This is a genomic window from Neobacillus cucumis (genome assembly GCF_023715505.1).
Genome location: NZ_JAMBOH010000003.1, coordinates 212,236 through 226,737, shown reverse-complemented (window position 1 = coordinate 226,737; position 14,502 = coordinate 212,236). Strand labels below are relative to the sequence as shown.

Annotated in this window: 12 protein-coding genes and 1 other annotated feature; all 12 genes read left to right on the top strand. The window is 38.3% G+C overall.

Annotation, left to right across the window (positions count from 1 at the left end):
• The first annotated feature begins 67 nt into the window (after positions 1-67).
• Positions 68-301 (top strand) — a binding site (T-box leader).
• A gap of 38 nt (positions 302-339) precedes the next feature.
• The gene (locus M3226_RS06275; RefSeq protein ID WP_251563626.1) at positions 340-2,982 is read left to right on the top strand and encodes a valine--tRNA ligase; all 2,643 of its coding nucleotides are present in this window, start codon (positions 340-342) and stop codon (positions 2,980-2,982) included.
• A gap of 63 nt (positions 2,983-3,045) precedes the next feature.
• Complete coding sequence (locus M3226_RS06270; RefSeq protein ID WP_251563624.1) at positions 3,046-4,365, top strand: bifunctional folylpolyglutamate synthase/dihydrofolate synthase; 1,320 nt, start codon at positions 3,046-3,048, stop codon at positions 4,363-4,365.
• A gap of 181 nt (positions 4,366-4,546) precedes the next feature.
• Entirely contained in the window at positions 4,547-4,990 is a 444-nt protein-coding gene (locus M3226_RS06265) for a prepilin-type N-terminal cleavage/methylation domain-containing protein (protein ID WP_251563622.1), read from the top strand.
• Positions 4,975-5,442 carry a prepilin-type N-terminal cleavage/methylation domain-containing protein gene (locus M3226_RS06260; protein WP_251563620.1) on the top strand — a complete coding sequence of 156 codons (468 nt, stop codon included), beginning with the start codon at positions 4,975-4,977 and terminating at the stop codon, positions 5,440-5,442. Before M3226_RS06265 ends, M3226_RS06260 begins: the two co-directional genes overlap by 16 nt.
• 8 nt (positions 5,443-5,450) lie before the next feature.
• Positions 5,451-6,815, top strand: a complete 1,365-nt coding sequence (locus M3226_RS06255) for a PilX N-terminal domain-containing pilus assembly protein (RefSeq protein ID WP_251563618.1) — start codon at positions 5,451-5,453, stop codon at positions 6,813-6,815.
• Positions 6,816-7,071: 256 nt separating this feature from the next.
• Positions 7,072-7,860, top strand: coding sequence for a hypothetical protein (locus M3226_RS06250; RefSeq protein WP_251563616.1), 789 nt, complete (start codon positions 7,072-7,074; stop codon positions 7,858-7,860).
• A 23-nt stretch (positions 7,861-7,883) separates the two neighbouring features.
• The gene (locus M3226_RS06245; protein WP_251563615.1) at positions 7,884-9,200 is read left to right on the top strand and encodes a G5 domain-containing protein; all 1,317 of its coding nucleotides are present in this window, start codon (positions 7,884-7,886) and stop codon (positions 9,198-9,200) included.
• Positions 9,184-10,875 (top strand): GspE/PulE family protein, encoded by a 1,692-nt coding sequence (locus M3226_RS06240; RefSeq protein ID WP_251563613.1) that lies wholly within the window; start codon positions 9,184-9,186, stop codon positions 10,873-10,875. Before M3226_RS06245 ends, M3226_RS06240 begins: the two co-directional genes overlap by 17 nt.
• A gap of 12 nt (positions 10,876-10,887) precedes the next feature.
• The gene (locus tag M3226_RS06235) at positions 10,888-11,922 is read left to right on the top strand and encodes a type IV pilus twitching motility protein PilT (RefSeq protein ID WP_251563611.1); all 1,035 of its coding nucleotides are present in this window, start codon (positions 10,888-10,890) and stop codon (positions 11,920-11,922) included.
• Between the two features lie 6 nt (positions 11,923-11,928).
• Positions 11,929-13,134: a type II secretion system F family protein gene (locus M3226_RS06230; RefSeq protein ID WP_251563609.1), complete on the top strand. Its 1,206-nt coding sequence runs from the start codon at positions 11,929-11,931 to the stop codon at positions 13,132-13,134.
• Between the two features lie 143 nt (positions 13,135-13,277).
• Complete coding sequence (locus M3226_RS32200) at positions 13,278-13,730, top strand: prepilin-type N-terminal cleavage/methylation domain-containing protein (RefSeq protein WP_285857745.1); 453 nt, start codon at positions 13,278-13,280, stop codon at positions 13,728-13,730.
• 2 nt (positions 13,731-13,732) lie between these two features.
• The gene (locus M3226_RS06220) at positions 13,733-14,479 is read left to right on the top strand and encodes a prepilin peptidase (protein ID WP_251563607.1); all 747 of its coding nucleotides are present in this window, start codon (positions 13,733-13,735) and stop codon (positions 14,477-14,479) included.
• The last annotated feature ends 23 nt before the right edge of the window (positions 14,480-14,502 follow it).

The window sequence follows — 14,502 nt, the reverse complement described above, 5'->3', positions numbered from 1 at the left end:
TAAAAAAATTGGTCATCCTGATTGACGTCACTCCCCTTTTTTGGGTAGTATAACAATATAATTTAAAATGAGAGCTACGACAGGGAAGAGTACAATGCACTCCTGCTTTAAGAGAGGGAAATCATTAGCTGAAAGATTTCCTATGCAGAACATTGGAAAGTCGCCCATGAGCTTCTTCTGCGAACGGAGAGATCCAAGTAGTGGAAGACGGATAAAATCCGTTATCTAAGTTAAGAGCCAATCATGTTTTTTTGATTGGAAAAAAGGTGGTACCGCGAAGCAAACTCCATTCGTCCTTTTATGACGACTGGGGTTTTTTGTATTGGAGGAGGAAATAAAATGGAAACAAAGGAATTAACAATGCCGACCAAGTACGATCCGCAAACAATTGAAAAAGGTCGATATGAATGGTGGCTGAATGGGAAGTTTTTTGAAGCAAAGGATGACGAAAGCAAACAGCCGTACACAATCGTTATCCCGCCGCCAAACGTTACTGGAAAGCTTCACTTAGGCCATGCATGGGATACAACTCTACAAGATATCCTGACACGCATGAAACGGATGCAGGGTTATGATGTACTATGGCTGCCTGGTATGGATCATGCGGGTATTGCGACCCAGGCAAAGGTAGAGGAAAAGCTTCGTAACGAAGGCAAAAGCCGCTATGATTTAGGCCGTGAAAAATTCGTTGAAGAAACATGGAAGTGGAAAGATGAGTATGCTTCCCATATCCGTCAGCAATGGTCGAAATTAGGCTTAGGCCTTGATTATAGCCGCGAGCGGTTCACCCTTGATGAGGGCTTATCTGATGCAGTTAAAGAAGTATTTGTCACCCTTTATAAAAAAGGTCTAATCTATCGCGGTGAATACATTATTAACTGGGACCCATCCACAAAAACAGCATTATCGGACATCGAAGTAATCTACAAAGATGTTCAGGGTGCGTTTTATCATATGAATTATCCATTAGCAGATGGCTCTGGTCAGATTGAAGTAGCCACAACCCGTCCAGAAACCATGCTTGGTGATACCGCTGTTGCGGTTCACCCAGAAGATGAACGTTATAAGCATTTAATCGGAAAAACCGTTATCCTGCCAATCGTTGGCCGTGAAATCCCAATTGTTGGTGATGATTATGTGGATATGGAATTTGGTTCAGGGGCTGTAAAAATAACACCTGCCCACGATCCAAATGACTTTGAAGTGGGTAACCGTCACAACCTAGAGCGTGTCCTTGTCATGAACGAAGATGGTTCTATGAATGAAAAAGCTGGCAAATACCAAGGCTTAGACCGTTTCGAATGCCGCAAGCAAATTGTAAAGGACTTACAAGAGCAGGGTGTTCTTTTCAAAATTGAGGAGCATATGCATTCAGTTGGTCACTCTGAGCGCAGCGGCGCCGTTGTTGAACCATATCTTTCAACTCAATGGTTCGTTAAAATGCAGCCACTAGCAGACGAAGCGATTGCCTTGCAAAATAAAGAAAACAAAGTAAATTTCGTTCCAGACCGTTTTGAAAAAACATACCTGCGCTGGATGGAAAATATCCGTGACTGGTGTATCTCCAGGCAGCTTTGGTGGGGCCATCGTATTCCAGCTTGGTACCATAAACAAACAGGTGAAGTTTACGTAGGAACGGAAGCACCAGCAGATGCTGAAAACTGGGAACAGGATAAAGACGTATTGGATACATGGTTCAGCTCTGCTTTATGGCCGTTCTCTACAATGGGCTGGCCAAACACAGAAGCCGCTGATTATAAGCGTTACTTCCCAACGGATGCACTGGTAACTGGTTACGACATCATTTTCTTCTGGGTATCCCGGATGATTTTTCAAAGCATCGAGTTCACAGGGGATCGTCCATTCAAAGATGTTCTCATTCATGGTCTCGTTCGTGACGAGCAGGGCCGTAAGATGAGTAAGTCACTTGGAAACGGTGTAGATCCAATGGATGTTATCGAGAAATATGGCGCCGATGCCTTACGGTACTTCCTATCCACTGGCAGTTCACCAGGACAGGATTTACGTTTCAGCTTTGAAAAGGTAGAGTCTACTTGGAACTTTGCCAATAAGATTTGGAATGCTTCCCGTTTTGCCTTAATGAACATGGATGGCTTAAGATATGAAGAAATTGATTTCAGCGGTGAAAAATCAGTCGCAGATAAGTGGATTTTAACACGCTTAAATGAAACGATTGAGCATGTAACAAGACTGTCTGAACGCTATGAGTTCGGTGAAGTTGGTCGTACGCTATATAACTTTATCTGGGATGACTTCTGTGATTGGTATATTGAAATGGCGAAGCTTCCATTATATGGAGAAGATGAAGCCGCTAAGAAAACAACGCGATCGATCCTGGCTTATGTATTAGACAACACGATGCGTTTGTTACATCCATTCATGCCTTTTATCACTGAGGAAATTTGGCAAAACCTTCCGCATACTGGTGAATCCATCACAACCGCAGCATGGCCAGTTGTAAAACCAGAACTAACGGACGAGCAGGCTGCTCAAGAAATGAAGCTGCTGGTAGAGATGATTCGCTCTGTACGTAATATTCGTGCTGAAGTAAACACACCATTAAGCAAGAAGATTAAAATGCTTGTAAAAGCAAAAGATGAATCGGTTCTAAAGGCAGTGGAAAGCAACCGCAGCTATATCGAACGTTTCTGTAATCCAGAAGAATTGCAAATCGGAATAGATATCGAAGTACCTGAAAAAGCGATGACTGCCGTTGTTACAGGATTAGAAATTATCCTTCCGCTTGAAGGCTTGATTAATATTGACGAAGAAATTGCTCGTCTAAATAAAGAATTAGACCGCTTAAATAAAGAAGTGGACCGCGTTCAGAAGAAACTAGGCAACGAAGGCTTTATGAAAAAAGCCCCTGAAAGTGTTGTGGCTGAGGAACGTGCGAAAGAGAAGGATTATCTAGAAAAGAGAGATACGGTCGAAGCTCGTATTAAAGAGTTAAGAGGATAACAAGTGTGCGAGACGAATTCACTACTGGGTTCGTCTCGCTTACATAGAAGGGGTGTACCAAAATTGTTTACAACTTATCAAGAAGCCCTCGACTGGATTCATGGGAGACTAAGATTAGGGATTAAACCAGGCTTAATACGGATGGAATGGATGATGGACAAGCTTGGGTCACCGGAAAAGAAAATGAAAGCTGTCCATGTTGGCGGGACAAATGGAAAGGGCTCCACTGTCACTTTTTTACGTTCGATCCTACAAGCGGGAGGATATACGGTTGGTACCTTTACCTCACCATATATTGAACAATTTAATGAACGAATTAGTGTGAATGGAAAACCAATTAGTGATGAGGAAATATTAGAGTTAACCAATATCATTAAGCCACTTGCTGATGAATTGGAAGGAACGGAGCTTGGTGGTCCAACGGAGTTTGAAGTCATAACTGCAATGGCCTTTTATTATTTTGCTAAAGCCAATAATATCGATATCGTTGTTTTTGAGGTTGGTCTTGGCGGGCGGTTTGATTCCACCAATATTATTCAACCGTTAGCTTCAATTATTACGAATATTGGTTTGGATCATACCAATATCCTTGGTGATACTTATGAGGAGATTGCTTTTGAAAAAGCTGGGATTATTAAAAATAACACACCAATCTTTACGGCTGTAAAACATCCAGGTGCCTTGAAGGTGATTGAGGAGGCGGCAGAGAATAAGTCAGCTCCTATCTCTAGATTAAATGAGGAATTCCAGGTATCTGGACATGAATCGATTGCTAAGGGGGAAGTTTTTTCCCTAAAATCGAAATCTCTATCTTTTGAGGAGCTTGAAATTAGTATGATTGGACAGCACCAGACAGAAAATGCCGCACTTGCTGTTCTTGCTGCTGATTTTCTAAATCAAGCTGGTTATAAGGTCACAGAAGATTCTATTCGAACGGGATTAAAAGAAGCATATTGGCCAGGCAGGTTTGAAATTCTGTCTGAAAAGCCGCTTGTGATTATTGACGGAGCGCATAATGAGGAAGGGATTACAGCACTAGTCAGTGAATTAACTAGTAGATACAAAGGTCGGAAAAATATTCAGATCGTCTTTGCGGCCTTAAGCGATAAAAAACTGGATGCAATGATCGCAATGCTAGATGGAATTGCCAATCAGATTACCTTTGTCAGCTTTGATTTTCATCGCGCTGCCAAAGCGGAGCAATTATATCAAATTAGTCATTCAGAAAAAAAACTGGCAGTAGATGATTGGAATTCATATTTGATTGAGAAGATAAATAGCCTAGGATCAGACGAAATGATAGTTGTTACGGGTTCTCTTTATTTTATTTCAGAAGCGAAACCATTTATTTGCGAAACGATTGGAAAATATCGACACAATTGAAAAATAGCAAAAGGGTGACCAATTTTTTGGTCACCTATTTTTATACAATATACAATCTATTGAAAAGCATATATCATACTGTTAAACTAAAAATGAAATTATCTATCAAAATCATACAAAAAACTACAAAAAATTCAAACTTGATAGCTTGTAATATACTAGAAATTAAAGGACGACGTATATGAATGAAAAGGGAATGACTTTAATAGAAATACTCGCCTCAATTGTTATCCTCTCTATTATTATTGTGTCATTGTTAACTATGATAGTTCAATCCTCCCGTTCTAATGCTATTTCAAAAAATATGATGAGTGCAACATATGTGGCGGAATCTACTATGGAAGAGTTAAACCGAACTGTTGCACTATCCACCGACTTAGTGAATTTTCCTAGTGAATTAAATAAGTTAACCAAATCTGATGGAACTCCAAAATACAAGGTGTTAAGTAACATAAATGGCCAAGCTTTCTTTGAAACAACTGTCCCGGGTTATTATGTTTATATTGAAGCAAATTCTTCTTCAGGGAGCACGTTAGTAAAAGTGAAAGTAAAGGTTTATAAGGATAAGACCAAAGCTAAAATTGAAGCTCAAATGGAGATGCTGCAATCATGGAAAAAACTGTAGATTTACCAAAACGAAACAATGAAAAAGGTGTTACGTTAATTGAACTTTTAGCTGCTCTTTCTCTTCTATCAATCATTTTGCTCTTAGCAAGTTCTGTTCATCTACTTGGACTAAAACAGTCAAGCAGTCAAACTTCAGAGATTCAAAATCAATCAAACGTCCGGCTTGCAATGAATAGTATCACTAGAGAAATTCGCAAGGCTTCAACTGTAAGTTTTATTAATATAGATGATACGGATAGTTCCAATGATCAGTTAAAGATCAACGGAGTCGACATATATAAGTTGGAGAATAAAAACATTACGAAAAACGCTGATCCATTAATTGCAAATATTCAAACGTTTACCCTTAAAAAGGTTAAAGATGACATGTATTCCATTACTATTGCTAATATACCTTCAAATAATCTTCCACAAATAACACTTTCGAGCACGGTCTATTTAAGAAAATAGGTGAAAAGATGAAAGGATTTTTTCTTCATATTAAAACATTAAATAATGAAAAAGGTGTGGCCTTAATTGTTGTTCTTTTAGTCCTAGTTGTCATTTCCATTTTGGGAATTAGCTTAATCGGTCTTGCTTCAACGAACCTTAAAATGAGCAGCGGTGACCGAGATACTCAATCTGCCTATTATATTGCTGAATCGGGTGTTACTTATCGAATGAATATGATTGAGCCAAAGCTTAAGGAAGCTTATGGCCAGGCAATGACTGGGTCTGATTTTTTTACAAGGGTAAATAGTGCAATGGAAGTCGGAGCGGTAAAAGAATATAAGGATTTTGAACAAACTTCAGGGGGACAGCCTGTTGCCACAACTACGATTGAACAAGTCCCTAGCAGTACGCCAATTTCATATAGTTATGACTACAAGGTAACTTCTATAGGTAAGATTAACAATCGGACAAGAAAAGTGGTTAAGGTATTTCACGTGTCCTGGAAACCACGGACAAGCGTAACGATACCGGCCGATACTGTTTTGTTTGTGAAAGATAGTCTAATCTTAAAAAACGTTCCGGTTGACGGATCGATTGGTACATCTGGAACAATGAGTGAGGTAACGCTAAATGGTAGCAAAGCAATTGTCTCGGGGAATATTTATACAAATGTAAGTACACCATTAAACATCCCTGATTTTCCGGTCTTTACGATAACAAATACAAATAATTATTCAATGACAACAACAAACCAAACATTAACCCTTAACAGTGATATGGCATTTAATTCCTTAACAGTTAACAGTGATCAAACTTTAACGATTGATGTTGGAAATTATAATAAAAATTTAGTGTTAAACAACTTAAATGTTTACGGGAAAATTAAAGTTGTTGGTACAGGTAAACTTTCATTTTATATAAAAAACATCACGATGGGTCCAGGTAGTATTATCGGAACAGAAGGTAATATCTTGGGTACTGATACAAATATCGAAAAAATATATGTATTTTTAGAAGGTACGGCAGCAAATATTGGAGGAAAAATCTATGGATCCATGTACGCGAAAAACTCGGATATCGTGATTGATCCGGCAAAAGGGAAAGGCGTGCTTGGGCATATTATTACCGGTGGATTTAATATAAGTTATCTGAGTAATGATAATACTGTTCCTAAAATGATCTTCGCACCTAATGCAAGTGTTTCTTTAAATACTTCCTTTTCAGGTTCGATTATAGCTAGAACATTGACCTCTAGTGGGAATGATGACAACTTTATATTTAAATTTGTCCAAATTAATTATGATAATTCCCCCCTTTTTGTTGATAATGGTACCGGACTTTCACCTGTAAAGGAAATGATAACAACAGAACCAACCAGAGAAAGTAATTAAAAATTGAAATAGTAAATTGAGTACTCAATTATTGCTAATAGGTATTTTGAATTAGTTCCCTTAGCAATGATTGGGTTTTTTTCTTGTAAAAAAATATTACCAACCGTCTTTCTTACTATGAAATAATATACTACAATATGTAAAAGGTGTTTTTTTTGTCAAAATCATGCATATATAGTCGAAAAATCTTTGGAATATAGAAATTAATGGGTTGTTTTAATAGATAAATAGTCTAATAAAGAAAGGAATTCCATTTATGCTGCCATTTTTATGGGCCATTGGTGCTACTTTAACTTTACTTTTAATTCTTACAGTATTACGGATTGGTTTCTCCTTTATAGGAAAGCTGAGTGTTACTCTAACTGGTTTTGTGCTGGCACTTGGAGGACTAACAACTGTTAATTCTCTCCCATTATGGCAGACAGGGTTAATAATAATTTTATTGGCTTTAATTGCTGCTTATGTAATGGATACTCGATTTGGGACTTTTATATATAGTAAAGAAATAAAGGCGTTTGATTTAGAAGATGATGAACAATTCGAATATGTTGAATCCAACCCAATGGTAGTAGAAAAAACAGTTGAATTAGAGTTATTAGACTTAAATATTGAAACAGAAGAATTACCTTCATTAACGGATATTGAAGAAAAACAGGTGCATATAGTACAAGAACAGGCAAAGCAAGAATTAGAAAAAATTAACCTTGAATTAGAGGCAGATGACCTCTTTGTGCTTAATGAATTAGAAAAAACTGAAAAAACAGAAATCACTGAAGATAATTTACTTGAAGAAGGCTATTTAGCAGATATAGAAAACTTACTGCAAGATAAATCAGCTGAAATGAACAACACTGAGGATGAAGGCAGGCTTGAGGAAATAAGTGATTTAGAAGTTTTAAGAGAAGACAAAGACATTATTGTTGAAGAAGAAAAAGATGAATATTTCCTAGAAGATTTATTTCTTGCGGCTGAGGAAGCTGCGGCCGGGAGTGAAGAACCCAAAAAGGACAAAGATATCGAGAGGGAAGTCAAATTACAAAAGTAGTTTGATAGATTGGGGGCAAAGATATGAAAAGTTACACTCAGTTTATAAAATTATTGTTCGTACTTTTTTTTAGTACTGCCTTTATCTTTAGTACCTCTCACTTTGGAGCAAAGGCATATGAACAATTGGCTAATCTTGATGGGAAATATTCAGAAGGAACTAAGATTGGAAACATAGATGTATCGGGGAAAGCCGCTGCAGAAGCAGCCAGTTTATTAGAGAAACAGTACCTGGATTGGATGAAAAATACAAAATTTACTTTTCAATTTAGTGATAAGACCGTTCCGTTGGATTTGAACCTTTTTTACTTAGATAAAGAAAAAACCATCAATTCAATTAAAGATGGGCAGTCCAACCCTGTCTTTCTTTCAATTGATCTTATGCAGCTTGAGGAGCAAATAAGTATTCTTTTCCCAGAGCTTAATAGTAACGAAGTTGATTTTACAAAACTGAAAACAAATTTAGAATCGTCAGCATCCGCTCTTCAGAATGGTGAACAAACTTTCAACCTGTCCAAGGACTACATGCTGGCAAACGCAGTGGATAAGGATGTTGTTATAAGTAAAGCTGTTCTTAACTTAAATGAGGTCTCTGATGGACTTCAAGTTATAGTTAAACAAAATCCAGAGGTTAAAATTGCTGAAGGAGCAACGTTTTCTGTTCTAGACTTTGCCAAGAATCAAAAGATAAATGATCCTTCTCTATTAAGTATACTTGGAACGGGAATTTATCAAGCACTACTTCCAACTAATTTTACAATTGTAGACCGAAATTTAAGCAGTACACTTCCTGATTATGCAGTTTTGGGATTTGAAGCACGCGTCTGTCCTGATAAAAACATGGATTTAATCTTCGCTAATTCTAATAAAACAAGCTATACACTAGTAATGACAATAAAAGACAATCAATTAAGTGTCAGCTTAAAAGGTGAAAAATTACTTTACAACTATAAAATCACTAAAAAGGATGAACATTCATTAAAACCAAAAACGATTGTTCAATATAGCCCACTTTTAAAATCAGGTAATACAGTGGTTAAAGCTGCGGGTGCCGATGGCAAATACGTAAAAGTTTACCGGGCAGTGTACCAAGGAGAACAACTGCTAAAGACTGAGTTCATTTCAGAGGATTATTATTCTCCGGCATATCGAGTTGAAATACATTCCTTAACTGGTACAACGCAGGGAACAACAGCAACTGGAAGTCAAACTACAACAACATTAACTCCTTCAACTGAAACTAGTCCTGATGGAAGTCAAACTACTTCAACATCTGGTACTACAATTCAAGATTCAAATGTTGATGACCTTTGGGGGAAGCCGAATGAACAACCAAAATAAGACTGATTACAATAGAAAACAAACAAGAAAACCATTAGGTGAATTGCTAATTGAACAAGGGCTTATTACAAGGGAGCAGCTTTCAGCTACTTTAGGGGAAAAAGGGTCCAGTCAAAAGCTTGGAGAAGCCTTACTGCAAAAAGGATATATAACTGACAATCAATTAGCAGAGGTATTAGAAAATCAACTAGGGATTCCACATGTAAATCTTGTTCAATATCCTTTTGATACAAGTCTTTTTACCTTGATTTCAAAGGATATGGCGAAAAGAAATCTGATTGTTCCTCTAAAAAAGGAAGGGAATAAGCTGTTTGTTGCTATGGTAAATCCAATGGACTTTATTGTTATGGATGATTTGCGTTTATCAACCGGATTTCAAATTGAAGCAGGGATAGCAACAAAAGAGGACATCCTCAGAACAATAAACAAGTATTATGAAGATGATGATGGGTTTCAAGAACTTTTTGATGATCTGACCCCAAATGACCGAGGTCGGGATGAAGATGTCACAAATCAGGATTCGCCAATCGTTCGATTGGTTAATCAGCTTCTGACTAATGCCGTTATCCAAAAAGCAAGTGATATTCATATCGACCCACAGGAAACAAAAATTGTTATTCGCTATCGGGTTGATGGAGTGCTAAGAGTAGAACGTGTTTTACCGCGTCAAATGCATAGTGTATTAACAGCAAGAATTAAAATCATGTCCAACTTGGATATTACGGAACATCGTATACCACAAGACGGCCGTATAAAACTGCATTTAGATTTTTATCCAATTGATCTACGTGTATCAACCCTCCCAACTGTTTACGGAGAAAAAATCGTTATGCGTCTGTTGGACATGGGGGCAGCCTTAAATGATTTAAATAAAATTGGCTTTAATGCTCTCAATCTCAAACGGTTTAGCCAGTTAATTGAGCAGCCGACAGGAATTGTTATTATTACCGGACCAACGGGGTCAGGGAAGTCTTCTACACTTTATGCGGCGCTCAATAAATTAAATAGCGAAGAGGTCAATATCATCACAATTGAGGATCCGGTCGAGTATCAGCTAGAAGGAATTAATCAAATCCAAGTAAATACAAATGTCGGGATGACATTTGCTGCGGGTTTGCGCTCCATCCTCCGTCAGGATCCAAATATTATCATGGTCGGAGAGATTCGTGATAAAGAAACCGCAGAGATTGCCATACGTGCATCATTAACGGGGCATTTAGTTTTAAGTACACTGCATACGAATGATTCACTTGGAACTATTACACGCCTAAATGATATGGGCGTTGAACCGTTTATGATTGCATCATCCGTTTCCGGCATTGTCGCGCAGCGTCTTGTCCGCAGAGTGTGCCGTGATTGTGGAGAGTCTCAAGAACCTTCATTAAGAGAAAAGGAGATTTTTGCTAGACGTGGTTTGAAAATTGACAAGATAACAAGAGGGAAAGGCTGTCCTTCCTGCAATATGACAGGCTATAAAGGAAGGATTGCCCTTCATGAGGTACTGGTCATAAATGATAACATGCGTAGAATCATTATGAATGATAACTCAGTTCAAAAGTTAAAGGAACATGCGATTAAAAATAAAACTATCTTCCTAATTGATGATGGTCTATTAAAAGTGAAACAAGGTTTGACAACAACGGAAGAAGTCTTACGTGTTGCCATTTTAGAGTAGGGGGTTGAGACGATGAATGAAAGAATTGATCATATTCTACGGGCCGCAATGGAATTTAAAGCATCTGATATCCACTTAACGGTTGGGGTTCCCCCTATTTTTCGGATTAATGGAGATATTAAACGATACGGAAAAGAGATGCTTCTGCCAGCAGACACCGAGGCAATAGCCAAACAAATTATTCCTGACAACCTTTGGGGTCAATTTAAAGATAAAGGGGAACTTGATTTCTCATATGGGATTCCAGGAGTGTCTCGCTTCCGTGTGAATGCCTATCATCAACGCAAAAGTGTCTCACTAGCATTAAGGGTTGTTGCATCCAAAACGCCAACCCTCGAAGATTTAGATCTGCCGGAAATCATTCCTAAGCTTGTTGAAAAGCCACAAGGGCTTATTCTAGTAACTGGACCTACAGGAAGCGGTAAGTCGACAACACTAGCATCCATGATTGATTATATGAATCGGACAATGAGGAAACATATTATAACCCTAGAAGACCCGATAGAATACCTTCATAAACATGGGAATTCCATTATTGATCAGCGTGAGGTCGGCTTCGATACTCAGAATTATGCAAGTGGTCTAAAAGCGGCTCTCCGTCAGGATCCAGACGTTATCCTTGTAGGGGAGATGCGTGACTTGGAAACAATTGGTATCGCTATTACAGCAGCGGAAACAGGCCACCTTGTTTTTGGTACACTCCATACCTCTAGTGCGCCAGCGACGATCAACCGTATCATTGACGTTTTTCCGCCTGCACAGCAGCCGCAAATTCGCGTCCAGCTTGCATCTGTCTTGGTAGGGGTAATCTCGCAAAGACTTTTCCCTACAGTTGATAACAAAGGCCGTAGAGCTGCTACAGAGATATTAGTCAATAATCCCGCAATTGCAAACTTAATTCGAAATGAAAAGATTCATCAAATTCAAAGTACAATGCAAACTTCGCGTGCACAAGGTATGCACACTTTAGAAATGAGTATTAGAGATTTGCTTGACCGTAATATCATTCAGAAAGAGCTGCAACCAAATATCTACAAGAAAAGATGATGATGGATGCCTAGATTTAAATATTCCGGACGAGACAAGCGCGGGAAAAAGCAGGGTGTTATTACTGCAGCCTCCCGCCGCGAGGCCATGGTGAAGCTGAAAGATAATGGTGTTAGGGTAATTGAAATGACTGAAGTTCCAGAGACATTAATGACAATGGAACTAACGATAGGAAATCCCATTAAGATGCAGGATTTTGTTATTTATCTGCGGCAATTTGCCACATTGTTGAAGGCCGGGGTTACCATTGTAGAGGCGACAGCGGTTCTGGCTGCTCAAACAGAGAGCAAAGGGCTAAAACGCGCATTATTAGATGTAGAGCAGGAACTAAGGGAAGGGAACCCTTTTTCTGAAGCGGTTTCTAAACATCCCAAAATATTTAATTCCATGTTTGTCAATATGGTAAAGGCGGGAGAGGTCAGCGGTAATATGGATGGAACTCTTGAACGGCTTGCTGAGGATTTTGAAAAGCAGCATCATACAAGGGAGAAGGTCAAATCAGCGCTTACGTATCCGGCCGTTATAGGGGTCATTGCGATTTTGGCTGTTATATTCTTGCTGATTGGAGTTGTTCCCAAGTTTGTAACGATGTTTTCTGATATGGATTTAAAACTTCCTGCTATTACAAAATTTGTTTTATCCGTTAGTGAATTTATGCAATCGTTTTGGTGGTCATTAGCCATTTTTTTTGTTGCTGTATACCTATCCTTTATGTTCATCAAAAAAAATAAACAGGCTAAATACTATTTAGATTTAGTATCCTTAAGGATACCAATATTCGGAAGAATGATTCAAAAAGCCCAGTTAGCACGAATGATGCGGACGCTTAGCACGTTGTTTTCCAGCTCTGTGCCGATTTTGCAGGCAATGTCGATTGTTGAAAAGGTTGTTGAAAATGAGGTGATCTCCAAAGTTATTCGTGATTCCCGTGACTCGCTTGAGAAGGGTAGATCGATGACAGAGCCAATGATTGCCCATTGGGCGTTTCCTCCCTTAGTCACGCAAATGATTACGATCGGGGAGGGAACCGGGGCTTTAGATGCGATGTTATCGAAAATTGCGGAGTTCTATGAAAAAGAGGTTGATGCTGGGACAGACCGACTAAAGTCCTTGATCGAACCGCTTATGATAGTCTTTTTGGCAGGTGTTGTTGGGGTGATTGTCATGTCGATTATGATGCCAATGTTCTCGATGTATGATCAAATGAGTTAATAATCACAAATTTTCGACATTTAGCTACAAATATCCATAATTTGAGACACGAAATGATAAAAAACATCTTTTACAATGATGTCATTTATTGTATACTCATAGATAAATATTACTAGGTTCATAGAACCAGAGGGAGCGGGAAAATGGTACCAGCTTTAAAAGCAAAAATGAGAGAACAAAAAGGTTTTACATTGATTGAATTACTTGCAGTTATTATTATTTTAGGGATTATCGCAGCAATAGCCATCCCAGCAATTGGAAATGTAATTACAAAGTCAGAGAATAAAGCAAAAGTACAAGATGCACTATTAATAATTGATGCAGCCCATCTTTATGTAGCTGAAAAACACCCTGATGCCGTCACATATTTAACTATTGATGGTGCTAGTAGTACTACAAGTTTAGGAACTTACTTAGATCGTGTTAAGGATGAAGGATTTAAAGTTACTGTAACACCAACCTCACAAGCTGATGGATCAGTAAAATATTCCTATGAAATTGAAAATCATGATGCATGTAAGATTGTAAGTAAAGAAACTACTCCTGCCAAAACAGATAAAGTTTCAGAAAAAGCACTTTCAGCATATAAACAGTAGAAATGGTTAAAATTCTTATATTTTTCTATGGTCTAATATTTGGCTCTTTTTTCAACGTAGTTGGCCTAAGAGTCCCATTAAAACAATCAATCGTCACACCAAAATCTGCATGTCCAACTTGCGGACATCAGTTAACACCATTTGAACTAATTCCGGTTTTATCATATATACTTCAAAAAGGGAAATGCCGCGGCTGTCAGTCGCGGATTTCTCCTATCTATCCGACTTTTGAACTATTAACTGGAATCCTTTTTGCAACTGCACCATACGTTATTGGATGGTCTGGAGAACTAATTGTTGCTTTAACGTTCATCTCAATGTTCATGATTATCACCGTGTCCGATATTCATTATATGATCATCCCTGATAAAATTTTGCTTTGGTTTGCAGGGATTTTTTTATTGGAACGAATTGTCTGGCCCTTAACACCATGGTGGGACAGCCTTCTAGGGGCGGTTACAGGCTTTCTCCTCCTCCTAATTATCGCTGTTGTCAGCAAGGGGGGGATGGGTTTTGGCGATGTTAAACTATATGCCCTAATCGGTTTTGTAATAGGATTTAAATTAGTGTTATTGTCATTTTTTCTCGCAACATTATATGGAGCAATTATTGGCGGCTTAGCTCTCCTATTTAGAATCGTAAAAAAGCGCCAGCCTATCCCATTTGGTCCGTTCATTGCAGCCGGAACACTGACAGCCTATTTCTGGGGTTGGGATATTATTGACTTGTACTTCAAATTCATTTATTAAGGATATTTTATTAAGGGGTTCAT

Excerpts from the sequence above, each read along its gene's own strand:
- M3226_RS06230 (WP_251563609.1), top strand. The coding sequence starts at position 11,929 with ATGCCTAGATTTAAATATTCCGGACGAGACAAGCGCGGGAAAAAGCAG.
- M3226_RS06275 (WP_251563626.1), top strand. The coding sequence starts at position 340 with ATGGAAACAAAGGAATTAACAATGCCGACCAAGTACGATCCGCAAACA.
- M3226_RS06255 (WP_251563618.1), top strand. The coding sequence starts at position 5,451 with ATGAAAGGATTTTTTCTTCATATTAAAACATTAAATAATGAAAAAGGT.
- M3226_RS06240 (WP_251563613.1), top strand. The coding sequence starts at position 9,184 with ATGAACAACCAAAATAAGACTGATTACAATAGAAAACAAACAAGAAAA.
- M3226_RS06220 (WP_251563607.1), top strand. The coding sequence starts at position 13,733 with ATGGTTAAAATTCTTATATTTTTCTATGGTCTAATATTTGGCTCTTTT.
- M3226_RS06250 (WP_251563616.1), top strand. The coding sequence starts at position 7,072 with ATGCTGCCATTTTTATGGGCCATTGGTGCTACTTTAACTTTACTTTTA.
- M3226_RS06245 (WP_251563615.1), top strand. The coding sequence starts at position 7,884 with ATGAAAAGTTACACTCAGTTTATAAAATTATTGTTCGTACTTTTTTTT.
- M3226_RS06235 (WP_251563611.1), top strand. The coding sequence starts at position 10,888 with ATGAATGAAAGAATTGATCATATTCTACGGGCCGCAATGGAATTTAAA.
- M3226_RS06265 (WP_251563622.1), top strand. The coding sequence starts at position 4,547 with ATGAATGAAAAGGGAATGACTTTAATAGAAATACTCGCCTCAATTGTT.
- M3226_RS32200 (WP_285857745.1), top strand. The coding sequence starts at position 13,278 with ATGGTACCAGCTTTAAAAGCAAAAATGAGAGAACAAAAAGGTTTTACA.
- M3226_RS06260 (WP_251563620.1), top strand. The coding sequence starts at position 4,975 with ATGGAAAAAACTGTAGATTTACCAAAACGAAACAATGAAAAAGGTGTT.